Annotated in this window: 15 protein-coding genes and 3 rRNA genes; 8 read left to right on the top strand and 10 right to left on the bottom strand. The window is 67.2% G+C overall.

What is annotated here, in order from left to right; genetic code table 11:
- Positions 1 to 31: 31 nt before the first annotated feature.
- The 6 genes from glpK to OG741_RS07140 form a co-directional block, all read right to left on the bottom strand.
- The gene (gene glpK / locus OG741_RS07165) at positions 32 to 1543 is read right to left on the bottom strand and encodes a glycerol kinase GlpK (RefSeq protein ID WP_405595976.1); all 1512 of its coding nucleotides are present in this window, start codon (positions 1541 to 1543) and stop codon (positions 32 to 34) included.
- Between the two features lie 46 nt (positions 1544 to 1589).
- On the bottom strand, positions 1590 to 2351 hold the full coding sequence (locus OG741_RS07160) for an MIP/aquaporin family protein (protein ID WP_405595975.1): 762 nt from the start codon (positions 2349 to 2351) through the stop codon (positions 1590 to 1592).
- A gap of 285 nt (positions 2352 to 2636) precedes the next feature.
- The gene (locus tag OG741_RS07155; protein ID WP_405595974.1) at positions 2637 to 3827 is read right to left on the bottom strand and encodes a lipid-transfer protein; all 1191 of its coding nucleotides are present in this window, start codon (positions 3825 to 3827) and stop codon (positions 2637 to 2639) included.
- A complete protein-coding gene (locus OG741_RS07150) occupies positions 3824 to 4255 on the bottom strand; it encodes a Zn-ribbon domain-containing OB-fold protein (RefSeq protein ID WP_405605440.1) in 432 nt (143 codons plus the stop codon). Before OG741_RS07150 ends, OG741_RS07155 begins: the two co-directional genes overlap by 4 nt.
- Positions 4256 to 4321: 66 nt before the next feature.
- Positions 4322 to 4669 (bottom strand): Mpo1-like protein, encoded by a 348-nt coding sequence (locus OG741_RS07145; RefSeq protein WP_405595972.1) that lies wholly within the window; start codon positions 4667 to 4669, stop codon positions 4322 to 4324.
- A gap of 103 nt (positions 4670 to 4772) precedes the next feature.
- Positions 4773 to 5546: a M15 family metallopeptidase gene (locus OG741_RS07140; protein WP_405595971.1), complete on the bottom strand. Its 774-nt coding sequence runs from the start codon at positions 5544 to 5546 to the stop codon at positions 4773 to 4775.
- A 44-nt stretch (positions 5547 to 5590) separates the two neighbouring features.
- Between OG741_RS07140 and OG741_RS07135 the strand changes: the two genes are divergently transcribed.
- The gene (locus OG741_RS07135) at positions 5591 to 6088 is read left to right on the top strand and encodes an NUDIX domain-containing protein (RefSeq protein WP_405605438.1); all 498 of its coding nucleotides are present in this window, start codon (positions 5591 to 5593) and stop codon (positions 6086 to 6088) included.
- A gap of 488 nt (positions 6089 to 6576) precedes the next feature.
- Here the strand turns inward: OG741_RS07135 and OG741_RS07130 are convergent, their stop codons facing one another.
- The gene (locus tag OG741_RS07130) at positions 6577 to 8937 is read right to left on the bottom strand and encodes a glycoside hydrolase family 31 protein (protein ID WP_405595970.1); all 2361 of its coding nucleotides are present in this window, start codon (positions 8935 to 8937) and stop codon (positions 6577 to 6579) included.
- Positions 8938 to 9154: 217 nt separating this feature from the next.
- On the opposite strand from OG741_RS07130, the gene OG741_RS07125 reads away from it, so the two are divergent.
- Positions 9155 to 11140, top strand: a complete 1986-nt coding sequence (locus tag OG741_RS07125) for an acetoacetate--CoA ligase (RefSeq protein ID WP_405595969.1) — start codon at positions 9155 to 9157, stop codon at positions 11138 to 11140.
- Positions 11141 to 11179: 39 nt separating this feature from the next.
- Here the strand turns inward: OG741_RS07125 and OG741_RS07120 are convergent, their stop codons facing one another.
- Positions 11180 to 12499: an aminotransferase class I/II-fold pyridoxal phosphate-dependent enzyme gene (locus tag OG741_RS07120; protein WP_405595968.1), complete on the bottom strand. Its 1320-nt coding sequence runs from the start codon at positions 12497 to 12499 to the stop codon at positions 11180 to 11182.
- Positions 12500 to 12634: 135 nt separating this feature from the next.
- Between OG741_RS07120 and OG741_RS07115 the strand changes: the two genes are divergently transcribed.
- A complete protein-coding gene (locus OG741_RS07115) occupies positions 12635 to 13843 on the top strand; it encodes an MFS transporter (protein ID WP_405595967.1) in 1209 nt (402 codons plus the stop codon).
- 17 nt (positions 13844 to 13860) lie between these two features.
- Complete coding sequence (locus OG741_RS07110) at positions 13861 to 14775, top strand: hypothetical protein (protein WP_405595966.1); 915 nt, start codon at positions 13861 to 13863, stop codon at positions 14773 to 14775.
- Positions 14776 to 14850: 75 nt separating this feature from the next.
- Here the strand turns inward: OG741_RS07110 and ptsP are convergent, their stop codons facing one another.
- Positions 14851 to 16521: a phosphoenolpyruvate--protein phosphotransferase gene (ptsP, locus tag OG741_RS07105; protein ID WP_405595965.1), complete on the bottom strand. Its 1671-nt coding sequence runs from the start codon at positions 16519 to 16521 to the stop codon at positions 14851 to 14853.
- 76 nt (positions 16522 to 16597) lie between these two features.
- Entirely contained in the window at positions 16598 to 17047 is a 450-nt protein-coding gene (locus OG741_RS07100; RefSeq protein ID WP_405595964.1) for a PTS glucose transporter subunit IIA, read from the bottom strand.
- Between the two features lie 571 nt (positions 17048 to 17618).
- On the opposite strand from OG741_RS07100, the gene OG741_RS07095 reads away from it, so the two are divergent.
- The 4 genes from OG741_RS07095 to OG741_RS07080 all read left to right on the top strand — a co-directional run bounded on the left by OG741_RS07095 (position 17619) and on the right by OG741_RS07080 (position 23541).
- Positions 17619 to 19143 (top strand): 16S ribosomal RNA (locus OG741_RS07095).
- Between the two features lie 302 nt (positions 19144 to 19445).
- Positions 19446 to 22569: ribosomal RNA gene (locus OG741_RS07090) — 23S ribosomal RNA — on the top strand.
- Positions 22570 to 22665: 96 nt separating this feature from the next.
- Positions 22666 to 22782: ribosomal RNA gene (gene rrf / locus OG741_RS07085) — 5S ribosomal RNA — on the top strand.
- Together the 16S, 23S and 5S rRNA genes form the textbook arrangement of a ribosomal RNA operon.
- Before the next feature lie 150 nt (positions 22783 to 22932).
- A complete protein-coding gene (locus tag OG741_RS07080; protein ID WP_405595963.1) occupies positions 22933 to 23541 on the top strand; it encodes a CDP-alcohol phosphatidyltransferase family protein in 609 nt (202 codons plus the stop codon).
- The last annotated feature ends 42 nt before the right edge of the window (positions 23542 to 23583 follow it).

The raw sequence follows: 23583 nt of genomic DNA, 5'->3' as shown, positions 1-23583 counted from the left end.
TTGGGGGACCGAGGACGGCTACGGAAGGGGATTACGCCCCGTCCTCCTCGTGCCAGCCGAAGCTGCGCTCCACCGCCTTGCGCCAGTTGCCGTACTCACGCTCGCGGTCCTGCGCCTCCATCCGCGGCGACCACTCCACATCCCGCTGCCAGTGCGCCTTCAGCTCGTCGAGGTCCGACCAGACGCCGGTCGCCAGCCCCGCCGCGTACGCGGCACCCAGACACGTCGTCTCGGACACCTTCGGGCGGATCACCGGCACCCCCAGCACATCCGCCTGATGCTGCATCAGCAGATTGTTGGAGGTCATGCCGCCGTCCACCTTGAGCGTGGTGATCTGCACGCCGGAGTCCTGGTACATCGCGTCGACGACCTCACGCGTCTGCCAGCTCGTCGCCTCCAGCACCGCGCGCGCCAGATGCGCCTTGGTGACATACCTCGTCAGGCCGGTGATGACACCGCGCGCGTCGGAGCGCCAGTACGGGGCGTACAGCCCGGAGAAGGCGGGCACGATGTACGCCCCGCCGTTGTCGTCCACGCTCGCCGCCAGCGTCTCGATCTCGTCCGCGCTGCGGATGATGCCGAGCTGGTCCCGGAACCACTGCACCAGCGCCCCGGTGATCGCGATCGAGCCCTCCAGGCAGTACACCGGCGCCTCGTCGCCGATCTTGTACCCGAGCGTCGTGATCAGCCCGCTCTTCGACGGCACGGGCCGGTTACCGGTGTTCAGCAGCAGGAAACTGCCGGTGCCGTAGGTGTTCTTGGCCGTTCCCGTGTCGTAGCAGGCCTGTCCGAAGATCGCGGCCTGCTGGTCGCCGAGCGCGGATGCCACCGGCACGCCCGAGAGCTGGCCGACAGCGTTCCCGTACACCTGGGCCGAGGACTTGATCTCCGGGAGCATCACCTGCGGCACATTCATCGCCGACAGGATGGCCGGATCCCATGCGAGGGTCTGCAGATTCATCAGCATCGTGCGCGACGCGTTGGTCACATCGGTGACATGGACGCCGCCCTCGGTGCCGCCCGTGAGGTTCCAGATCAGCCAGGAGTCGATGGTGCCGAAGGCGATCTCGCCGCGCTCGGCCCGGCTGCGCAGCCCGGGCACATTGTCCAGCAGCCAGGCCGCCTTGGGCCCGGAGAAGTAGCTGGCGAGCGGGAGCCCGGTCGCATCGCGGAAACGGTCCTGTCCGTCCGTGCTGCCCAGTTCGTTGCAGAGCGCGGAGGTACGGGTGTCCTGCCAGACGATCGCGTTGTGCACGGGCTTGCCGGTCGCCCGGTCCCACAGGACCGTGGTCTCCCGCTGGTTGGTGATCCCGAGCGCGCTGAGCTGTTCGGCACGCAGCCCTGCCTTGGCGATCGCCCCGGCCACCACCGCCTGCACCTTGGACCAGATCTCGGTGGCGTCGTGCTCCACCCAGCCGGGCTTGGGGAAGATCTGACGGTGCTCACGCTGGTCGACGGCGACGATCGCGCCGTCCTGGTTGAAGATGATGCAGCGGCTGGATGTGGTGCCCTGATCGATTGCGGCGACGAACTTGTCCGTCATGACTTCCCCTTGTCAATGAGGCCCGCAAGGCCTGGAACTGGAAGGCCTAGAAGGCGGCGTTGAAGATGAGGCCGGCCAGCAGCCCGCCGATCGCGGGTCCGGCAACCGGCACCCAGGCGTAACCCCAGTCCGATGTGCCCTTGTTGGGGATCGGCAGCAGCGCGTGGGTGATGCGCGGTCCGAGGTCACGAGCCGGGTTGATGGCGTAACCGGTCGGTCCGCCGAGCGACAGACCGATGCCGACGACCAGCAGCGACACCAGAAGGATGGAGATGCCGGAGCCGTAGATGCCGGCGTCCTGCCCGGGTATCTGGCCGATGCCGATACCGTCGTTCCTGCCGAAGGCGAGGATCGGCAGCACCAGGCCGATCGTCGCGATGATCTCGGTCATCATGTTGGCGACGGGACTGCGGATCTCCGGTCCCGTCGAGAAGATCCCGAGCGTGGGCAGGGCGTTCTTGTCGTCGGCGTTGGCCTGGAACTGCGCGAAGTAGACGAGATAGGCGAGTACGGCGCCGAGGACCGCGCCGACCATCTGCGCCAGGATGTAGAGCGGGACCTTGCTCCACTCCCCGGTGTCGACGGCGACCCCGAGGGTCACGGCGGGATTGAGATGCCCTCCGGACAGCGGCGCGGCGGTGTACGCCCCCGCCAGCACTCCGAAGCCCCAGCCGAAGGCGATGACCACCCAGCCCGAGGCCCTGGCCTTGGAATGATGGAGGGTGACGGCGGCGCAGACACCCGCGCCGAAGAGGATGAGTATCGCGGTGCCGATGACCTCACCGAGGAAAATGTCTCCATTGCTCATGGCGGCTCCTAGCTTCGCCCGGGGCCCGGCCCCGGTCCTGCGTGCAGGGTGCGTGCTCCATGGCGTGCCATGGCTACGGGCAGGAGGCAGGGGAGTCCCGTACCCCGCCCGGCGTCCTTGACGAGCGTGGTGAGCGTGCCGAAGTGCGGCGATGCCGACGAAGAGGCAGTGTTCACCGGCCATGACGGACCGTCAAGGTCGTTGACAGCAAGCGCTGTTCACGGCCGGTGTGTTGACACGGTAGCGGGGAACGTAAGGCGGCGGGAGTACGCCTGGGCACTGTGCTCAGCGCACGGCGACGACGGCCGAACCATGGCCGAACAGCCCCTGGTTCGCGGTGATTCCGGTGCGTGCGCCGGGCACCTGGCGCTCCCCGGCCGTCCCGCGAAGCTGCCAGGTCAGCTCACACACCTGCGCGATGGCCTGCGCGGGCACGGCCTCGCCGAAGGACGCGAGTCCGCCGCTGACATTGACCGGAATACGCCCACCGAGCGCGGTGGCGCCCTCGCGCACCAGCTTGGCGCCCTCGCCCGTCCCGCACAGGCCGATGTCCTCGTACCACTCCAGCTCCAGGGCGGTGGAGAGGTCGTACACCTCGGCGAGCGACAGGTCCTCGGGACCGATGCCCGCTTCCTCGTACGCGGCCCGGGCGATCGACGCCCGGAAGGTGTGGGGGAAGGGATCGACTGCGGCCGCCGAGTCGGTCGCGATGTCAGGGAGATCGAGCACGGTCTTCGGATAGGTCGGGGTGACGGTCGATACGGCGCGGATACGCACCGGATCACTGACCCCGTGCCGCCGAGCGAAGTCCATGGCGGACAGCACCAGCGCGGCCGCGCCGTCGGAGGTCGCGCAGATGTCGAGCAGCCGCAGCGGATCGGCGACGACCGCGGACGCGGCGACATCCTCGGCCGAAACGGTCCTGCGGTAGCGGGCGTTGGGGTTCAGCGCCCCGGCCGCCGCGTTCTTGACCTTGACCAGCGCGAAGTCCTCGGGGGAATCGCCGTACAGGGCCATGCGGCGCCGTGCGTAGAGCCCGAAGTAGGCGGGGTTGGTGGCGCCGAGCACCCGGAAGCGCACCCAGTCGGGATCGTCGGGCCGATCGCCGCCCGCCGGGGCGAAGAAACCCTTCGGCGCCGAGTCCGCGCCCACCACCAGCACGACGTCGGCCATGCCCGCCAGGATCTGGGATCGCGCCGTGTTGATCGCCTGAGCGCCCGAGGCGCAGGCGGCGTAGACGCTGGTGACGCGTGCGCCCTGCCAGCCCAGCGCCTGTGCGAACGTCGCGCCCGCCACGTAACCGGGATAGCCGCAGCGCACGGTGTCCGCGCCGACCACCGACTGCACCTGCCGCCAGTCGATCCCGGCGTCGGCGAGCGCTGCCCTGGCCGCGACCGTGCCGTACTCCACGAAGCTGCGGCCCCACTTGCCCCACGGGTGCATTCCGGCCCCGAGGACCGCCACATCGCCGGTCATGACGCCATCCCCACGGGCCGCCAGTGCCAGGTCGTCCAGACGGTACTGGGCGTTTCGTCGAGCACTCCGGGTACGACCTCGACCTCCATGCCGACCGCGAGATCACCGACGGACACACCCGGCACCGCCTGCCCGAGAACGACCATGCGCTCGGCCTCCAGCTCGACGGCGACGAGGGTGTACGGCTCCCATGGCGTGTCCGGGTCGGAGACATAGGGCGCCGGCGGGCGGTAGCGCCCGTCCGTGTAGGACCACACACGACCGCGCTTGGACAGGGGGACCTCCGCCAACTCCCCGCCCTCGCAGGCCGGGTTGCGGCAGAAGGAGTCCTCGCGCGGGAAGAAGACCGACGTACAGGCGGCACAGCGGGTGCCGAGCAGCCGGAAGTCCTCCTCACAGCCGTCCTGTGTGAACCAACCGGCCACCACGGGCGTGCGCGTCACGGTTCCTCCCCGGCCCAGCAATCTGACGGAACGTCAGAAGTGTGCCACGGGTCAGCGGTTCGCGGCGAGCCATTTGGCGGCGATGTCGGCCAGCTCGCTGTCCCTGCCCGCCAGCATCATCCGGATCATCTGCACGTCGCCGCGCAGTGACCAGGCCGGATGGCCGAAGGTCGCGGGGTTGTTCTTCTCGATGAGGAAATGCGCGGGCCAGGCCGTCCCGTATCCGATGAGCGGCAGCGCCGCCGCATACCGCTTCCGGCCGCGCGCCAGCCCGTATGCAGTGATCGCGAGACCGGTCAGTGTGCCGGTCAGATGCACCCAGCGGGTGGCCGCCCTGGAGTGCATGGCGACGTAGTACGGCCAGAACTCCTCGTACGAATCGAATGTCTGCTGCGTCATAAACGCACCGTATTCCTTCCGCGGAGAACCGGATACGGCCCTGCCGCGTCCGACATCAGTGAACGGGCGGCCGGAGCCTACGGGGGTGGTCCCGGCCGTCCGTTCACTGATGCCCGGCGACCGGGAAGTCGAAGAAGGTGTCCGGGAAGGGCTCCGGCCTGAGGGTGAAGTGCCACCACTCCTGCGGCAGGCTCACAAAGCCCTCGGCGCTCAAGGTGTTCTTCAGCAACTGCCGGTTGGCGCGCTGCTCGCCCTGGATTCTGGGGTCGTCGGTGTGCGACAGCGTGTCGAAGCAGTCGAATCCGGTCCCCATGTCGACGGAATTGTCCGGGAAGCGCTCGGACCGGGGCGCGAAGCAGGGGACAAGAGGCTCACCGGGGGCATACGGCCTGGTCGGGAGAGCGGGCAGTTTCACGAGGGTGAGATCGACGGTGCTGCCGCGGCTGTGCCCCGACTTCTCCGCGATATAGCCGTCGGCGAACAGCCTCGACTTGTCGACCTGTGGATAGAACTCCTTCTTCATGGCCTCGTCACCGAGGTCCCTGGCCCACCGTACGAAGTGGTCTACGGCGCGCTGGGGCCGGTAACAGTCGTACACCTTCAGCGAATAGCCCTGGCGCAGCAGCGTCGACTGCGCCCGGTGCAGGGCTCGCGCGGCGCGCCGGGTGAGGATGCAGAGCGGCTGCCGATAGCCGTCGACGGGCGCGCCCACGAAGTTGTGACGGCTCGTGTAGCGCATCTCCTGCATGATCGTCACGTCGACGGAGCGCAGCTCCACGAACTCCCCGGGCGCCGTCGGCTCGGCCCCGGCGTGCGCCGAAAGCGCGGCGGCGGTCGCCACGGCAAGGGTGCGGAAGGCGGAAGCAAGTCCAGTCATGGGCAGACGCTTTACCAGTGATCGGGTACAGTCCGCGCGTGTCCATGGACTCCCACTGCGGCAACTGCGGGGCGCCGTACGGCTCCCTGACCCTCTGGCCGCGCACGTGCCCGACCTGCGGCGAGACGGCCTACCGCAACCCGCTGCCGGTCGCCGTCGCGCTGCTGCCCGCGTACGACGCCGACGGAACCGGGCTCGTCGTCATCACCCGCACGATCGACCCGGGACGGGGCGGCATCGCGTTGCCGGGCGGCTATGTCGACTTCGGCGAGGACTGGCAGCAGGCGGTCGTCCGGGAGCTGTCCGAGGAAACCGGCATCGAGGTCCCCCGCGAAGACGTACGCCTCGCAGACGCACTCAGCGCCGCGGACGGCCATCTGCTCCTCTTCGGCCTCCTGCCACCGCGCGCGGTGGAGTCCCTTCCACGACCGGCCCCGACCGCGGAGACGACGGGCTGGCACGTGCTCCACGAGCCCACGAAGCTGACGTTCCCGCTGCACACGATCGCGGTCCGCAACTGGTTCGAGGGCACGTACGCGTAGGGCCTGTCGCTCGGATCTTGCCGGTTCGCGTGCCCTGGTGCGCACGCTCGCCGCGTTGTCGTCAGTCGCCGACGCTCCGCGTGGGCTCTCCCCCTGCCTTCGGCGGGGGACCCTCGTCCTCCGGCCTGCACCAGAACCGTTCCGTTGGGGAGGGGTGGTGCAGGGTCGTCCCCGCGTTTCCAGCGTCCGTGGTGAGCGTGGGCCGGGGGGCGTTGGTGGTTGCTATCCGGTGGGTGGCTTCGCGGGCGAACCCCCGATTGGCGGCCAACACCGGGTGCCCTTGCGAACCCCTCATCGCCGCCGACCCCGAGGAGTCGAGCCCGGAGGCACCCCGGAACCCGCACCGTACGGCACCGGGCACCCGCGAACCCCGGAACCCGCACCGAACGGTACCGGGCACCCCCGCCCCCCAAGTCCCGCACCGAACGGCACCGGTACCCCCGCCCCCCAGACCCGCACCCCGCGGCACTGGGTACCCCCCGAACCCCCTATCCCCCCGCTCCCAACCCCCGCACCCTCATGCGCCACCTCGGCTGCGCCGACCCCCCGCCCTTCTGCTGTTTCACCACGACCCGCCCGTCCACCAGCCGTGTCGTGTACCGCTCCACCGCCGGCTGCTCCCAGCCGTCCCCCGGGTCCGCGACCACCAGGCCCCCGCCCCTGCGGCCCTCCGCCGGTGCCCAGACCTCCAGCTCCATCTCGCCGTCATCGCCCCGCACCGGGATCACCGAGCCACCCCGCGCCAGTACGGGGATACGTGACAGCGGCGCGTCCACCAGCACCTGACCCGGGCCGTCGTACGCGCGGCCCGTCGCCGTGTCGTACCACCGCCCCCTCGGCAGCCGCACCGCCCGCCGGTCCGTCCCCCGCTCCAGCACCGGTGCCACCAGCAGCGCGTCACCCAGCAAGAACGCGTCCTCGCAGTCGCGCAGCACCCGGTCCTCCGGGCAGCCCCACCACAGCGGCCGCGCATAGGGAGCCCCAGTCAGCCGCGCCAGATGCGCGAGGGTGACGAAGTAGGGCCGCAGCCGTTCCCGTTCGGCCAGCGCGGCCCGCGCGTGCTCAAGGACCGTGGGCCCGAACTCCCACGGCTCCCTGCGCCCCGCGTCGATCGCCGCATGCGTACGGAACAGCGGCAGCAGCGCCCCCAGCTGGAACCACCGCAGATACAGCTCCGGCGACGGACTGCCGTCGAAGCCGCCCACATCCGGCCCGGAGTACGGCACCCCGCACAGCCCAAGACCCAGCACCAGCGAGAGCGAGGCCCGCAGCCCCGGCCAGCCGGTGGATACGTCACCCGACCAGGTTCCTCCGTACCGCTGCATGCCCGCCCAGCCGGAGCGCGAGAAGAGGAACGGCCGCTCGTCGGGACGGAGCCGCCGCAGCCCCTCGTACCCGGCACGGGCCATCGTGAGGCCGTAGAGGTTGTGGGCCTCGCGGTGATCGCCGCCCTGTCCGTCCAGCGCGTGCCGGGCGGACCGCGGCAGGGTCATGTCGCCGAAGGGCGTGAAGGACACGGGCTCGTTCATGTCGTGCCAGACGCCGGAGAAGCCCTGCGCGAGCCGCTCCTCGTACAGGTCTCCCCACCAACGGCGGGCCGCCGGATCGGTGAAGTCCGGATAGACGCTCTCGCCGGGCCAGACGACGCCACGGACCTCCTGGCCCGCCGCGTCCCGCACGAACACCCCCGCCGCCGCACCGCTGTCGTACACCGCGTTCCCGCGCTCCGCCTTCACCGCCGGATCGACGATGGACACCAGCCGCACCCCGTCGCCGCGCAGATCCTTCGCCATCCCCGGCAGATCGGGGAAGTGCTCGCGGTCGACGGTGAAGACCTGATGCGCGTCGTAGTGATCGATGTCGAGATGGACGGCGGACAGCGGCAGCTCGCGCTCCTGATAGCCCGCGACGATCCGCCGCACTTCCTGCTCGCTGCCGAACCCCCATCGCGCGTGCTGCGGACCGAGCGCCCATGACGGCGGCACCGCGGGCGCGCCGGTCAGCTGGGTCCAGCCGGCCAGTACGCGCGTGGGTGTTCCCACCACCACCCAGCAGCGCAGAGGCCCGCCCTCCATGCGCACCTCGCTGGTGCCCGGCCGGTCGTGCCCGGAACCCGCACCCTCCTCGCCCTCCCGGAGGGTGACCCGCCCGGCCCAGGAGTTGTCGTGGAAAGCCAGATGGGTGCCCGCGTCGGACACCACCAGCTGTACGGGCATGGTGATGTACAGCGGGTCGTCGCCGGGCTCGAAGCTGCCGCGCGGGTCGGTGTTCCACAGCCGGTACGAGCCGTCGCGGAGCCGTGGCCCGGACGCCCGGCCGCCGAGCCCGAAGAAGCGTGCGTCCGCGGGCACTTCGGTCCGCTGCACCCACCGAGCGGGCCCGCCCCGGACCGGCTCCCACCAGCGCGGCGGCAGATCCCGGCGCAGTACGACACCTCCGGGCGTACGGATCTCCACGGCGCCGTGCCGGGAGACCTCCACCGTCACCCGCTCCGACACCACACGCCAGCCCCCGTCCTTGTCGGGCTCCAGCTCGGCCCGCGGGTCCGGCTCGGGAGGGGCACCGTCGAGGGCGTACGAGGGTTCGGGCTCGGCGCCGTCCCAGCCCCAGAAGACCGCGCCGCCCGCAGCCACCCGGATCCGCAGCTGAGAACGGGCGAACCGGACGATCCCGCCGCCCGGCAGTGGCTCGGCCCCGGTGACCGGCCCGGGCACTCTGGCCCGTTCCGCCCCTCTCGCCGGCAGCGCCCGGGCATCGGTCCGACGCTGCCGCCAGGCCGAGCGTGCCGCGCGCAGCCCCTGCATCGTTCCGAAGTTCCTCACCGAGCGCACCACACCACGACCGTCCATGCAGCTCAGCCTGCCATCCGGTCGCGGGTGTGCGGAGGTTTGTTCAACTCCCGTTCACCCGTGGTGGGAGCACATATTCCCTTGCCCGACCATGGGTGGGGAGCCCTGGTGCGAAAGACGATCACGTGGCATCGTCCGTGTCAGTCGTGTCACGCGCACACCCCGCTCGTGCGCGCGAGACACGCACACACCGCGTAGAGCCACCCGGAGACGCCCCATGACCTCAGCAGCGAACCCTGCCCCTCTGTGGCAGCCGGACCCCGACCGCATCGCCGCCGCCCGGATCACCCGCTTCCAGGCCTGGGCCGCCGAGCGCCACGGGGCCCCTGCCGAGGGCGGTTACGCGGCGCTGCACCGCTGGTCGATCGACGAGCTCGAAACCTTCTGGCAAGCGATCGCCGAATGGTTCGACGTCCGTTTCTCCACTCCGTACGAGCGCGTGCTGGCCGACCGGGCCATGCCCGGCGCCCGGTGGTTCCCCGGCGCCACCCTCAACTACGCCGAGCATGCCCTGCGCGCCGCCGAGGAGCGCCCCCACGATCCGGCGCTGCTTCATGTGGACGAGACACATGAGCCGACCCCGACCAGCTGGTCCGAACTCCGCCGCCAGGTGGGCGCGCTCGCCGCCGAGCTGCGCGCCCTCGGCGTACGCCCGGGGGACCGGGTCAGCGGCTATCTGCCCAACATCCCGCAGGCCGTCACCGCGCTGCTCGCCACCGCGGCCGTCGGAGCGGTGTGGACATCCTGCGCTCCCGACTTCGGCGCCCGCAGCGTCCTCGACCGCTTCCAGCAGGTCGAGCCGGTCGTCCTGTTCACGGTGGACGGCTACCGCTACGGCGGCAAGGAGCACGACCGTACCGACACGGTCGCCGAGCTGCGCCGCGAGCTCCCCACCCTGCGCGCGGTGATCCACATCCCGCTGCTCGGCACCGACGCTCCCGAGGGCGCTCTCGACTGGTCGGCGGTCACATCGGCGGACGTCGAGCCCGTCTTCGAGCAGGTCGCCTTCGACCACCCTCTGTGGGTTCTGTACTCCTCCGGCACGACCGGCCTGCCCAAGGCCATCGTCCAGTCGCAGGGCGGCATCCTGCTGGAGCACTTCAAGCAGATCGGCCTGCACTGCGACCTCGGCCCCGAGGACCGCTTCTTCTGGTACACCTCGACCGGCTGGATGATGTGGAACTTCCTCGTCTCCGGCCTGCTCACCGGCACGACGGTCGTCCTGTACGACGGCAGCCCGGGCTATCCCGACACCGCGGCCCAGTGGCGTATCGCCGAGCGAACCAAGGCCACGCTCTTCGGTACCTCCGCCGCGTACGTCATGGCCTGCCGCAAGGCAGAGGTCCACCCGTCGCGCGATTTCGACCTGTCCGCGGTCACGTGCGTCGCGACGACCGGCTCCCCGCTCCCGCCCGACGGCTTCCGCTGGCTGCACGACGAGGTGGCGGGCGACCTGTGGATCGCCTCCGTCAGCGGCGGCACGGACGTCTGCAGCTGCTTCGCGGGCGCGGTGCCGACCCTGCCCGTGCACATCGGCGAACTCCAGGCGGCCTGCCTCGGCACCGACCTCCAGTCCTGGGATCCCCAGGGCAAGCCCCTCATCGGGGAGGTTGGCGAACTGGTCGTCACGAACCCCATGCCGTCCATGCCGATCCGCTTCTGGAACGACCCCGACGGCAGCCGCTACCGCGACACCTACTTCGAGATGTTCCCGGGCGTCTGGCGGCACGGCGACTGGATCACCATCACCGATCACGGCTCCGTCGTCATCCACGGCCGCTCCGACTCGACGCTCAACCGCCAGGGCGTACGGATGGGCTCGGCCGACATCTATGAAGCCGTCGAACGCCTCCCCGAGATCCGCGAATCCCTGGTCATCGGCCTGGAGGAACCGGACGGCGGCTACTGGATGCCGCTCTTCGTCCACCTCGCCGACGGCGCCACTCTCGACGACGACCTGCGCGCCCGCATCAAACGGACGATCCGCGAACAGCTCTCCCCGCGCCACGTCCCCGACGACATCATCGAGGTCCCGGGCGTCCCGCACACGCTCACGGGCAAGCGCATCGAGGTCCCCGTGAAGCGCCTGCTCCAGGGCACGCCCCTGACGAAGGCGGTCAACCCGGGCTCGGTCGACAACCTGGAACTGCTGCGCTTCTACGAGAACGTGGCCCGCACCCGCGGATCAGGCTCGTCTGCCTAGTGAGCCGGCCTACCGGCTGAGGTGCTGGGCCTGGCCCCACTACCCCCCGTACGTCGCCTCGGACTCGCCCAGCACCTCCGCGAAGTCCGAGGCGAGCCGTACCGCATCACCCGGCTCGAGGCCCGCTGTCGAGATCCGTACGCCCGGTCCCGAGGCGATCCGGAAGCGGAACCCGGCCGCGACCCACCAGCCCCTGGACCGCAGCCCGTTGACGACACCCGACTCGTCCACGACCGGCACCCACACATTCATCCCGCTCACCCCATGTGCGGCGACACCGTGCGAGCCGAGCGCAGCCACCAGCGCCCGCCGCCGCTCTCCATAGGCCGTACGCGCCCTGTCCACCAGCTCCATCGTGTCCCCGTCACTCATCAGGCCGAGTACGGTGCGCTGCAGCAGATGACTGATCCAGCCCGAGGTCAGCAGGAGCCGACCGTCGTGCCGCGCCAGCGTCGTCGGATCGCATGCCGCCGCTGCCCACCGCAGATCCGTCCCCAGGAACTTGGTGACCGTCCGCACATGCGCCCAGCGTGAAAGCCCGCCCGCGGCAAGGGAGTTGAGCTCCGCGCCCGCGATGTCCGAGGCGTGATCGTTCTCGATCACCAGCACCTCGGGCGCCTGGCGCAACACCTCGACGAGCGCGTCGCGTCGCCCGGCCGAGAAGCATCCGCCGTACGGATTCTGGGCCCGCGGGCTGCACACGACCGCCCGCGCACCTGCCCGCAGGGCCGCGGCAAGTGCCTCGGGACGCATGCCCTCGTCGTCCACCGGCACGGCCACGGACCGCAGGCCCAATGCCTGTACGAGATCCAGCAGGTGGTGGTAGCCGGGGTCCTCCATCGCCACCGTGTCGCCCGGCCGCAGCTCGGTGGAGAGCAGTCGCGCCACACAGTCCAGCGCGCCGTGCGCGAAGGTGACGTGCTCGACCGGCACCCCATGGCCGCCGATCCAGGCCCGTACAGCCTCCTCCAGCTCCGGCAGTCGCGGGGCCGAACGGTGCGAACGGGAACCGGGGGAGAGCTGCGCCGGTGGCAGCAGATCCGGCAGAAACGCCGGATCAGGGTGCCCGCCGGCCAGATCCCGGAGCCCCTCGGGCACCTTCGGAGGCCGCCGGGAAGCGACCGCGGGCGTGGCGGCGACCACGGTTCCGCCCCGCCCGCGCGTCACCACGACCCCGCGCTGCCGCAGCTCCTTGTACGCCGTGGCGACCGTCCCGGGGCTCACCCCGAGATCGTCCGCGAGCCGCCGCACCGGCGGCAGCGCGTCGCCGGGCCCCAAACCGCCGTCCGCCACGGCCCGTTCGACGGACGCGGCGATCCCCTTGGCGGTCGTACCGCTGATCGAATATTGTGTTGCCACGTACTGAACTATGTACCAATACATAACTCACGTCAAGGGGGACCGGTGAGCCTGCCGAAGAGCCGGGCAGCACGCGAAGACACACCCAAAGACACACTCAAGAACCGCATCCCAGGCGGCCGTGACGGTCGCCGCATGCTTGCCATCACCATGGTCGACAAGACGGGCAACGGCCTCTGGACCGCCACGCAGGCCCTCTACTTCACCTACGTCACCGGCCTCTCCCTCACCGAAGTGGGCCTCCTCATTGCGCTGTCGGCCGGGGTCGGCATCGCCGGAGCACCGATCGCCGGCCGCATCGCCGACCGGCTGCCCGTCACCCGCGTGCTGATCGCCGCACAGCTCCTGCGCGCCTTCGCGGGCCTGGCCCTGCTGACCACCGACCACTACGCCCTGCTGCTCGTCTGCGCGGCCTTCGCCAGCATTGGCGACCGCGGCGCGAACGTCCTCACCAAGCTCTACGCCACCCGCATCACGGGCTCCCAGCGCGTTCGCTATCAGGCCCTGAACCGCACCGTCGGCAACACCGGCTTCGCCATCGGCGGCCTGGCCGCCGCAGCCGCGCTCGGCATCGGTACCACCGCCGCGTATCAGTCTCTCCTCGTGGGCAACGCGATCAGCTCCCTCGCCGCAGCACTGCTCATCCTGCGCTGCGGTGACGCCCCTTCACCCTCGCGTGTCGTCACCGGCTCCGGCAGCGAGACGGTCCCGGTGAAGCCCGCGAACCCCTGGCGCGACCGCACCTATCTCCTCTATGTGGCCAGTGAGACGGTGCTCTTCCTGGACGACGCCGTCTTCATGGTCGGACTACCGCTCTGGATCGTGCACGCCACCGATGCTCCGCACGGCCTGGCCCCGCTGCTCCTCGTACTGAACAACGTCATGGTCGTGGCCCTGCAGATCCCCATAGCCAAATTCGGCGCCACGACGCGAGCGGCACGGCGGCTGCTGGTCCCCCTCGCCGCAGCCTTCGCCGTCGGCACCCTCGCCATGAGCGCCTCCGTGGTCGGCAGCCGATGGCTCGCGATCACCGCCCTCGTTCTCGCCGCCGCCGCGCTCACCCTGGCGGAGATCATCCACGCCACCATCTCCTGGGAACTCTCGGTCGCCCTCGCCCCCGACGAGGCACAGGGCGCCTACCTCGGAGTGCATGGGGTGGCCGCATCGGCCCAGCGCAGCGGGGGCCCATTGATCGTCACCGGCGTCATCGCGGCAGGCCCCGCGGGCTGGGCCCTGATGGGTGCCGCACTGGTCGCCACCTGCTTCGCGCAGAGCGGTCTCGTACGGAACAAGCTGACCGAAGCCCCGTTGTCAGTGCCGTCGATTACGGTGAGTCACCAGTAATCGACACAGGGGGAGACATGGCAAACACCAAGCAGTCCACGCGCCGGCGCAACAAGACCACCGCATCCCTGCGCCGCACCCTCCGCCGCGAAGTGCCCAGCACCGTGGGCCTCATCGCCGACGAGTACGACTTCAGCGCGATGCGCCAGTACCGCACCTTCACCTTCGACGACCACACCACGTACCTCCGGCAGATCGAGGCGCTGCTCAAGACCCTCGCCTCCCGGCAACTGCACACCACCGTCGCCCTCTTCGACCCGGAAGACTTCGCCGAGTACTGCGCCGAAGCGGGCCTCGACCCCGATGCCGCCGCCAGCCGCAGCCGCTACACCGCCGCCATCGCGGCCCGCGGCGCCACCCTGGCGTACACCGGACAGCCGGTCACCAGTCTGCTGCCCCAGCTGATCAACAAGGCCGTGCGCCAGGCCACTTGGGAGTACGCGACGATGCTCCTCGCCGACCTCGGGGACTGCGCCGAGTGCGGCCAGGACATCGGCCGTGCCGCCTTCGACCGGGCCTCCCGCATCCTGATGAGCCTGCTCGAAGCGGCCGGACCGGGCAGCCACCACATGGTCTGCAGCATCCCCGCCCCCGACGAACAGCTCGTGGCCGTCCTCCACGCCGAGGGTGCCGCCGACGCACAGGCCCAGTTGGACGCCTCGGAGGGCGCGGAGTTCGTGACCGTCCTCGCCACGGGCATCGCCCTCGAAACGCCCGGGGGAGTAGTTCTGCGTACGAGTGCCGATGGCACCCCCGACCGCCTCCACGGCTGGCGGCTCCACGAGGGCAGCCTCGTCCCGCTCACCGCGGGCGAGGTCTTCAGCGCCTACTGCACCGACGCCAACACCGGGGAGCCGCTGTCCCCGGAGCCCGGCGTCGAATACTGCGCGGGATTCGCCATCACCACCGACGACCCGGACAACCACCACTGAAACGCCGAAGGGGCTTCCTGCCGTTTCCGGCAGGAAGCCCCTTCGATCAGCCGTCGAGCCACGGCATCACACCGGCTACTCGCCGGAGAGCACCGCCTGCGCGGCGACCCGCGCCTCCTCGGCCGTGTCCGCGGCGCGCGCCGCGGCGGCAGCGCGCTCGCACTGCGCGAGCGTGTACTTGGCCAGCGTCGCGCGGACGTACGGAATCGCCGCGGCACCCATCGACAGCGAGGTCACACCAAGACCGGTGAGCACACACGCGAGCAGCGGATCGGAGGCAGCCTCACCACAGACACCACAGCTCTTGCCCTCGGCCTTCGCGGCCTCGGCCGACAGCGCCACCAGGTCCAGCAGCGCGGGCTGCCACGGGTCCTGCAGCCGCGACACCGCACCCACCTGACGGTCGGCGGCGAAGGTGTACTGCGCGAGGTCATTGGTGCCCAGCGACAGGAACTCCACCTCCTGCAGGATCGAGCGCGCCCGCAGCGCGGCGGACGGAATCTCCACCATCGCACCGAACTTCGCCTGCAGCCCGGCCTCGCGGCACGCGTCCGCGAACGCCTTCGCGTCGATGCGGTCCGCCACCATCGGGGCCATCACCTCGAGGTAGACCGGCAGCCCGGCAACGGCCTTGGACAGCGCCGTCAACTGCGTACGCAGCACATCCGGGTGATCCAGCAGGCTCCGCAGCCCGCGCACACCCAGCGCCGGGTTCGGCTCGTCCGCCGGAGTCAGGAAGTCGAGCGGCTTGTCCGCACCGGCATCCAGCACCCGCACGACCACCCTGCCCTCGGGGAAGGCCTCGAGAACCTTGCGGTACGCCTCGACCTGCTTCTCCTCCGACGGCGCCTGCTTACTGTCGTCCAGGAAGAGGAACTCCGTACGGAACAGACCGACACCCTCGGCACCGGCCTCGACCGCGGCCGGCACATCGGCAGGCCCGCCGACATTGGCCAGCAGCGGCACCTTGTGCCCGTCGGACGTCGCCCCCGGCCCGCTGGAAGCGGCCAGCGCCGCCTTGCGCTCCGCCGCCGCCCTTTCCAGCTGACCCCGCTTCTCCTGGCTCGGCTCGACGAAGATCTCGCCAGTGCTGCCGTCGACGGCGATGAGCGTGCCCTCGGCCAGCTCCTTGGCACCCGGCAGTGCCACCACCGCCGGCACCCCCAGCGCCCGCGCCAGAATCGCGCTGTGGCTCGTGGGCCCGCCCTCCTCGGTGACAAACCCGAGCACCAGCGCCGGATCGAGCAGCGCGGTGTCCGCGGGCGCGAGATCCCGCGCGATCAGTACATACGGCTCGTCGCTGTCCGGTACACCGGGCATCGGCACACCGAGCAGCCGCGCCACAATCCGGTTCCGCACGTCGTCCAGGTCCGCCACCCGACCGGCCATGTACTCACCGGCACCCGCGAGCATCTCCCGATACATGGCGAACGCGTCGTACACACCGCGCTCGGCGGTGCTGCCGACGGCGATACGGCGCTCCACGTCGGACATGAGCTCCGGGTCCTGCGCCATCATGGCCTGCGCCTCGAGCACCGCCTGCGCCTCGCCACCCGCCAGATTGCCCCGGGCAATCAGGTCGGCGGCCACGGCCTCCACGGCCTTGCGGGCGCGCCCCTGTTCGCGCTCCGCGTCCTCGGGCCGAATCTGCTTGGCCGGCGGCTCCAGAACCGCCGTACCCATGTGCCGGACCTCGCCGATCGCCACACCATGGCTCACGCCGACGCCTCGCAGCGTTGTCTCCATTACACCCGTCTCCGATTGAGCGACGGCCCGTGCCGCCGCGGTGGATGTCCGACCAGCCGTCATTGCGACTCCGGCGTCACTGCCAGCCGAAGAGCGAGTCGCCGGCCTTGACGTCGCCGCCCTCACGGAGGTCGGAGAGGGAGTCGGCCGTGGCTTCGAGCGCAACGATGGGACAGATGGCGGACTTTCCGGCCTCTTCGACGGCCGCCGGGTTCCAGCGCACCACTGCCTGCCCGCGCTGGACGGTGTCGCCCTTGTTGACGAGCAGTTCGAAGCCCTCGCCGTTGAGCTGGACGGTGTCGATGCCGAGGTGCGTCAGTACACCGTGCCCCTGGTCGTCGACGACGACGAAGGCGTGCGGGTGCAGGGAGACGATGATTCCGTCGACGGGGGCGACGGCCTCCGACGGCTCACGCACGGGGTCGATCGCGGTACCGGGACCGACCATCGCACCGGAGAAGACGGGGTCCGGCACGGCAGCGAGTCCGATGGCACGTCCGGCAATAGGGGACGTCACTGTGGTCATGGAGCCTCCCAGGGGCGGAGATTCGTACGGCGCCGTCCCTGCCTGTCCTGGACGACGCACTGTTCAGTAGGGTATGACACTGGATGTCCCAGTTACGCCTGAGAGCTACCAGTTCGCGGACCTAGGGGCGCACCGGAAACGATTTGCCTCATCTCTCGGCGAGCTGTACTGTCGTACCCCTGCCTGACCCCAACGCGACATTGAGTCGGGGGTCGGCAGCACCTATCAAGCCGAGATACTAACTGGTCTAAACCTCTGCCTGCCCGCAGGGCGGTGGTCAAGAAGACCGAAAAAGCCTGATAGTGTACGGAAACACCGAAGGGAAGCGCCCGGAGGGCCCGACGAAAAGGGTCTGAAGGAAGCGTCCGTTCCTTGAGAACTCAACAGCGTGCCAAAAGTCAACGCCAGATTGACAACCCCGGCCCATTTCGGTGGGTTGAGGTTCCTTTGAAAGTCCTGTCGGCCCTTTGTGGCGGGCAGGCAAATGACACAGCGAGGACGCTGTGGATGACTGGTCTTATTCCGACCGGTTGTCCCCTCTTGTGGTGTTCGACCCGATTACGGGTAAACATTCATGGAGAGTTTGATCCTGGCTCAGGACGAACGCTGGCGGCGTGCTTAACACATGCAAGTCGAACGATGAAGCTCTTCGGGGTGGATTAGTGGCGAACGGGTGAGTAACACGTGGGCAATCTGCCCTTCACTCTGGGACAAGCCCTGGAAACGGGGTCTAATACCGGATACCACCCTCCGAGGCATCTTGGGGGTTGAAAGCTCCGGCGGTGAAGGATGAGCCCGCGGCCTATCAGCTTGTTGGTGGGGTGATGGCCTACCAAGGCGACGACGGGTAGCCGGCCTGAGAGGGCGACCGGCCACACTGGGACTGAGACACGGCCCAGACTCCTACGGGAGGCAGCAGTGGGGAATATTGCACAATGGGCGAAAGCCTGATGCAGCGACGCCGCGTGAGGGATGACGGCCTTCGGGTTGTAAACCTCTTTCAGCAGGGAAGAAGCGCAAGTGACGGTACCTGCAGAAGAAGCGCCGGCTAACTACGTGCCAGCAGCCGCGGTAATACGTAGGGCGCAAGCGTTGTCCGGAATTATTGGGCGTAAAGAGCTCGTAGGCGGCTTGTCACGTCGGATGTGAAAGCCCGGGGCTTAACCCCGGGTCTGCATTCGATACGGGCTAGCTAGAGTGTGGTAGGGGAGATCGGAATTCCTGGTGTAGCGGTGAAATGCGCAGATATCAGGAGGAACACCGGTGGCGAAGGCGGATCTCTGGGCCATTACTGACGCTGAGGAGCGAAAGCGTGGGGAGCGAACAGGATTAGATACCCTGGTAGTCCACGCCGTAAACGTTGGGAACTAGGTGTTGGCGACATTCCACGTCGTCGGTGCCGCAGCTAACGCATTAAGTTCCCCGCCTGGGGAGTACGGCCGCAAGGCTAAAACTCAAAGGAATTGACGGGGGCCCGCACAAGCAGCGGAGCATGTGGCTTAATTCGACGCAACGCGAAGAACCTTACCAAGGCTTGACATATACCGGAAAGCATCAGAGATGGTGCCCCCCTTGTGGTCGGTATACAGGTGGTGCATGGCTGTCGTCAGCTCGTGTCGTGAGATGTTGGGTTAAGTCCCGCAACGAGCGCAACCCTTGTTCTGTGTTGCCAGCATGCCCTTCGGGGTGATGGGGACTCACAGGAGACTGCCGGGGTCAACTCGGAGGAAGGTGGGGACGACGTCAAGTCATCATGCCCCTTATGTCTTGGGCTGCACACGTGCTACAATGGCCGGTACAAAGAGCTGCGATGCCGCGAGGCGGAGCGAATCTCAAAAAGCCGGTCTCAGTTCGGATTGGGGTCTGCAACTCGACCCCATGAAGTCGGAGTTGCTAGTAATCGCAGATCAGCATTGCTGCGGTGAATACGTTCCCGGGCCTTGTACACACCGCCCGTCACGTCACGAAAGTCGGTAACACCCGAAGCCGGTGGCCCAACCCCTTGTGGGAGGGAGCTGTCGAAGGTGGGACTGGCGATTGGGACGAAGTCGTAACAAGGTAGCCGTACCGGAAGGTGCGGCTGGATCACCTCCTTTCTAAGGAGCATCTAGACCCTGTCAAAGGGGTCCAGAGCCACTACGTCGGCAAATGTCCGACGGTGGTCAGCTCATGGGTGGAACGTTGACTATTCGGCACGGTTTCAGGACTTCACTAGTACTGCTTCGGCGTGGAACGTGTGAGTCAGGGGATCGTGCCGGGCGCGCTGTTGGGTGTCTGAGGGTACGGACTGAAACGTCTGGACCTTCGCGATGTCGGCCCCAGTGAACTCGCCCTGTTGGGTGGGGTGGTGGGTGGCTGGTCGTTGCTTGAGAACTGCACAGTGGACGCGAGCATCTGTGGCCAAGTTTTTAAGGGCGCACGGTGGATGCCTTGGCACCAGGAACCGATGAAGGACGTGGGAGGCCACGATAGTCCCCGGGGAGCCGTCAACCAGGCTTTGATCCGGGGGTTTCCGAATGGGGAAACCCGGCAGTCGTCATGGGCTGTCACCCGCTGCTGAACACATAGGCAGTGTGGAGGGAACGAGGGGAAGTGAAACATCTCAGTACCCTCAGGAAGAGAAAACAACCGTGATTCCGGGAGTAGTGGCGAGCGAAACCGGATGAGGCCAAACCGTATGCGTGTGATACCCGGCAGGGGTTGCGCATACGGGGTTGTGGGATCTCTTTGTCATCGTCTGCCGGCGATGAGACGAGTCAGAAACCGTTGATGTAGGCGAAGGACATGCGAAAGGTCCGGCGTAGAGGGTAAGACCCCCGTAGCTGAAACATCAGCGGCTCGTTTAAGAGACACCCAAGTAGCACGGGGCCCGAGAAATCCCGTGTGAATCTGGCGGGACCACCCGTTAAGCCTAAATATTCCCTGGTGACCGATAGCGGATAGTACCGTGAGGGAATGGTGAAAAGTACCGCGGGAGCGGAGTGAAATAGTACCTGAAACCGTGTGCCTACAAGCCGTGGGAGCGTCGCGCGCAGAGTTTACTCTGTGCGTCGTGACTGCGTGCCTTTTGAAGAATGAGCCTGCGAGTTTGCGGTGTGTTGCGAGGTTAACCCGTGTGGGGAAGCCGTAGCGAAAGCGAGTCCGAACAGGGCGATTTAGTAGCGCGCTCAAGACCCGAAGCGGAGTGATCTAGCCATGGGCAGGTTGAAGCGGAGGTAAGACTTCGTGGAGGACCGAACCCACCAGGGTTGAAAACCTGGGGGATGACCTGTGGTTAGGGGTGAAAGGCCAATCAAACTCCGTGATAGCTGGTTCTCCCCGAAATGCATTTAGGTGCAGCGTCGTGTGTTTCTTGCCGGAGGTAGAGCACTGGATAGGCGATGGGCCCTACCGGGTTACTGACCTTAGCCAAACTCCGAATGCCGGTAAGTGAGAGCGCGGCAGTGAGACTGTGGGGGATAAGCTCCATGGTCGAGAGGGAAACAGCCCAGAGCATCGACTAAGGCCCCTAAGCGTACGCTAAGTGGGAAAGGATGTGGAGTCGCAGAGACAACCAGGAGGTTGGCTTAGAAGCAGCCACCCTTGAAAGAGTGCGTAATAGCTCACTGGTCAAGTGATTCCGCGCCGACAATGTAGCGGGGCTCAAGCGTACCGCCGAAGTCGTGTCATTCCAGCATGAGGGCCAACGCCCGCTGGGATGGGTAGGGGAGCGTCGTGTGCCGGGTGAAGCCGCCGCGTAAGCGAGTGGTGGACGGTACACGAGTGAGAATGCAGGCATGAGTAGCGATACACACGTGAGAAACGTGTGCGCCGATTGACTAAGGGTTCCTGGGTCAAGCTGATCTGCCCAGGGTAAGTCGGGACCTAAGGCGAGGCCGACAGGCGTAGTCGATGGACAACCGGTTGATATTCCGGTACCCGCTTTGAAACGCCCAGTACTGAACCCATTAATGCTAAGGCCGTGAAGCCGTCCTGGAGCCTTCGGGCAAAGGGAAGTGGTGGAGCCGCCGGCCCAAGGTGGTAGTAGGTAAGCGATGGGGTGACGCAGGAAGGTAGTCCAGCCCGGGCGGTGGTTGTCCCGGGGTAAGGGTGTAGGCCGTGTGGCAGGCAAATCCGTCACACATTAAGGCTGAGACCTGATGCCGAGCCGATTGTGGTGAAGTGGATGATCCTATGCTGTCGAGAAAAGCCTCTAGCGAGTTTCATGGCGGCCCGTACCCTAAACCGACTCAGGTGGTCAGGTAGAGAATACCGAGGCGTTCGGGTGAACTATGGTTAAGGAACTCGGCAAAATGCCCCCGTAACTTCGGGAGAAGGGGGGCCATCACCGGTGATGAGTCTTGCACTCTGAGCTGGGGGTGGCCGCAGAGACCAGCGAGAAGCGACTGTTTACTAAAAACACAGGTCCGTGCGAAGCCGTAAGGCGATGTATACGGACTGACGCCTGCCCGGTGCTGGAACGTTAAGGGGACCGGTTAGTCACATTTCGGTGTGGCGAAGCTGAGAACTTAAGCGCCAGTAAACGGCGGTGGTAACTATAACCATCCTAAGGTAGCGAAATTCCTTGTCGGGTAAGTTCCGACCTGCACGAATGGCGTAACGACTTCTCGACTGTCTCAACCATAGGCCCGGTGAAATTGCACTACGAGTAAAGATGCTCGTTTCGCGCAGCAGGACGGAAAGACCCCGGGACCTTTACTACAGTTTGATATTGGTGTTCGGTTCGGCTTGTGTAGGATAGGTGGGAGACTGTGAAGCTTGGACGCCAGTTCAGGTGGAGTCGTCGTTGAAATACCACTCTGGTCGTGCTGGATGTCTAACCTGGGTCCGTGATCCGGATCAGGGACAGTGTCTGATGGGTAGTTTAACTGGGGCGGTTGCCTCCCAAAGAGTAACGGAGGCGCCCAAAGGTTCCCTCAGCCTGGTTGGCAATCAGGTGTTGAGTGTAAGTGCACAAGGGAGCTTGACTGTGAGACCGACGGGTCGAGCAGGGACGAAAGTCGGGACTAGTGATCCGGCGGTGGCTTGTGGAAGCGCCGTCGCTCAACGGATAAAAGGTACCCCGGGGATAACAGGCTGATCTTCCCCAAGAGTCCATATCGACGGGATGGTTTGGCACCTCGATGTCGGCTCGTCGCATCCTGGGGCTGGAGTCGGTCCCAAGGGTTGGGCTGTTCGCCCATTAAAGCGGTACGCGAGCTGGGTTTAGAACGTCGTGAGACAGTTCGGTCCCTATCCGCTGTGCGCGTAGGAGTCTTGAGAAGGGCTGTCCCTAGTACGAGAGGACCGGGACGGACGAACCTCTGGTGTGCCAGTTGTCCTGCCAAGGGCATGGCTGGTTGGCTACGTTCGGAAAGGATAACCGCTGAAAGCATCTAAGCGGGAAGCCTGCTTCGAGATGAGGACTCCCACCCCCTTCGAGGGGTTAAGGCTCCCAGTAGACGACTGGGTTGATAGGCCAGATGTGGAAGCCCCGCAAGGGGTGGAGCTGACTGGTACTAATAGGCCGAGGGCTTGTCCTCAGTTGCTCGCGTCCACTGTGTCAGTTCTGAAGTAACGAACTGTCGAGTCCCCCCACGGCCACGGGGCGGATTCCGGAATCGATATCTTCACAGTGTTTCGGTGGTCATTGCGTTAGGGAAACGCCCGGTTACATTCCGAACCCGGAAGCTAAGCCTTTCAGCGCCGATGGTACTGCAGGGGGGACCCTGTGGGAGAGTAGGACGCCGCCGAACAATTATTGTGGGAGAGCCCCGCACCTTCTGGTGCGGGGCTTTTCTGCGTTCACGTGCAATACCGCCGTCCTACCCCTGTGCATCCCGCGGCTGCGGCTGAGGGTAGGGTCAGGGAGCATCATTGGAACGTTCCGCACAGGAGGCCCCCGGGTGGAGGTCCAGGAGACCCGCGTCCAGACGGACCGGGTGCTCACCATCCCCAACATCCTCAGCATGGCGCGTCTCGCCGGTGTGCCGCTCTTCCTGTGGCTGATTCTCCGCCCCGAGTTCGGGGGGCCCAACAGCGATGGCTGGGCCTTGCTCGTACTGATGCTGAGCGGCGTCAGTGACTATCTCGACGGCAAGCTCGCGCGGCGCTGGAACCAGATCAGCAGACTGGGGCGGCTCCTCGACCCGGCTGCCGACCGGCTGTACATCCTCTCCACCCTCGTCGGGCTGACCTGGCGCGAGATTCTGCCCATCTGGCTCACCGCCGCCCTATTGGCGCGGGAACTGATGCTGCTGGTGATGGTGGGCATCCTCCGCCGGCACGGCTATCCGCCGCCCCAGGTCAACTTCCTGGGCAAGGCAGCCACGTTCAACCTCATGTATGCGTTCCCCCTCCTGCTCCTGAGTGACGGAAGTGGGTGGCTTGCGTCACTCGCTGCTATTTTCGGATGGGCGTTCGCAGTATGGGGTACAACTCTGTATTGGTGGGCAGGGATCCTCTACGTGGTCCAGGTCCGCCGCCTCGTCAAGGCGGATGCAGTGGCCGATTGACCTCGTCGATGCCGTGCCGTGCAGTGTTGCCGGCCGTGCATG

It is taken from the genome of Streptomyces sp. NBC_01410, from assembly GCF_045040195.1.
Classification (GTDB): Bacteria; Actinomycetota; Actinomycetes; order Streptomycetales; family Streptomycetaceae; genus Streptomyces.
Note: the sequence above shows the minus strand (reverse complement) of the source record. Positions and strands in the feature narration are given on the sequence as shown.

Coding starts and splice junctions, on each gene's coding strand:
- ptsP (WP_405595965.1), bottom strand. CDS start 16,521: ATGGAGACAACGCTGCGAGGCGTCGGCGTGAGCCATGGTGTGGCGATC.
- glpK (WP_405595976.1), bottom strand. CDS start 1,543: ATGACGGACAAGTTCGTCGCCGCAATCGATCAGGGCACCACATCCAGC.
- OG741_RS07130 (WP_405595970.1), bottom strand. CDS start 8,937: ATGGACGGTCGTGGTGTGGTGCGCTCGGTGAGGAACTTCGGAACGATG.
- OG741_RS07100 (WP_405595964.1), bottom strand. CDS start 17,047: ATGACCACAGTGACGTCCCCTATTGCCGGACGTGCCATCGGACTCGCT.
- OG741_RS07125 (WP_405595969.1), top strand. CDS start 9,155: ATGACCTCAGCAGCGAACCCTGCCCCTCTGTGGCAGCCGGACCCCGAC.
- OG741_RS07155 (WP_405595974.1), bottom strand. CDS start 3,827: ATGACCGGCGATGTGGCGGTCCTCGGGGCCGGAATGCACCCGTGGGGC.
- OG741_RS07140 (WP_405595971.1), bottom strand. CDS start 5,546: ATGACTGGACTTGCTTCCGCCTTCCGCACCCTTGCCGTGGCGACCGCC.
- OG741_RS07110 (WP_405595966.1), top strand. CDS start 13,861: ATGGCAAACACCAAGCAGTCCACGCGCCGGCGCAACAAGACCACCGCA.
- OG741_RS07135 (WP_405605438.1), top strand. CDS start 5,591: ATGGACTCCCACTGCGGCAACTGCGGGGCGCCGTACGGCTCCCTGACC.
- OG741_RS07160 (WP_405595975.1), bottom strand. CDS start 2,351: ATGAGCAATGGAGACATTTTCCTCGGTGAGGTCATCGGCACCGCGATA.
- OG741_RS07145 (WP_405595972.1), bottom strand. CDS start 4,669: ATGACGCAGCAGACATTCGATTCGTACGAGGAGTTCTGGCCGTACTAC.
- OG741_RS07115 (WP_405595967.1), top strand. CDS start 12,635: ATGCTTGCCATCACCATGGTCGACAAGACGGGCAACGGCCTCTGGACC.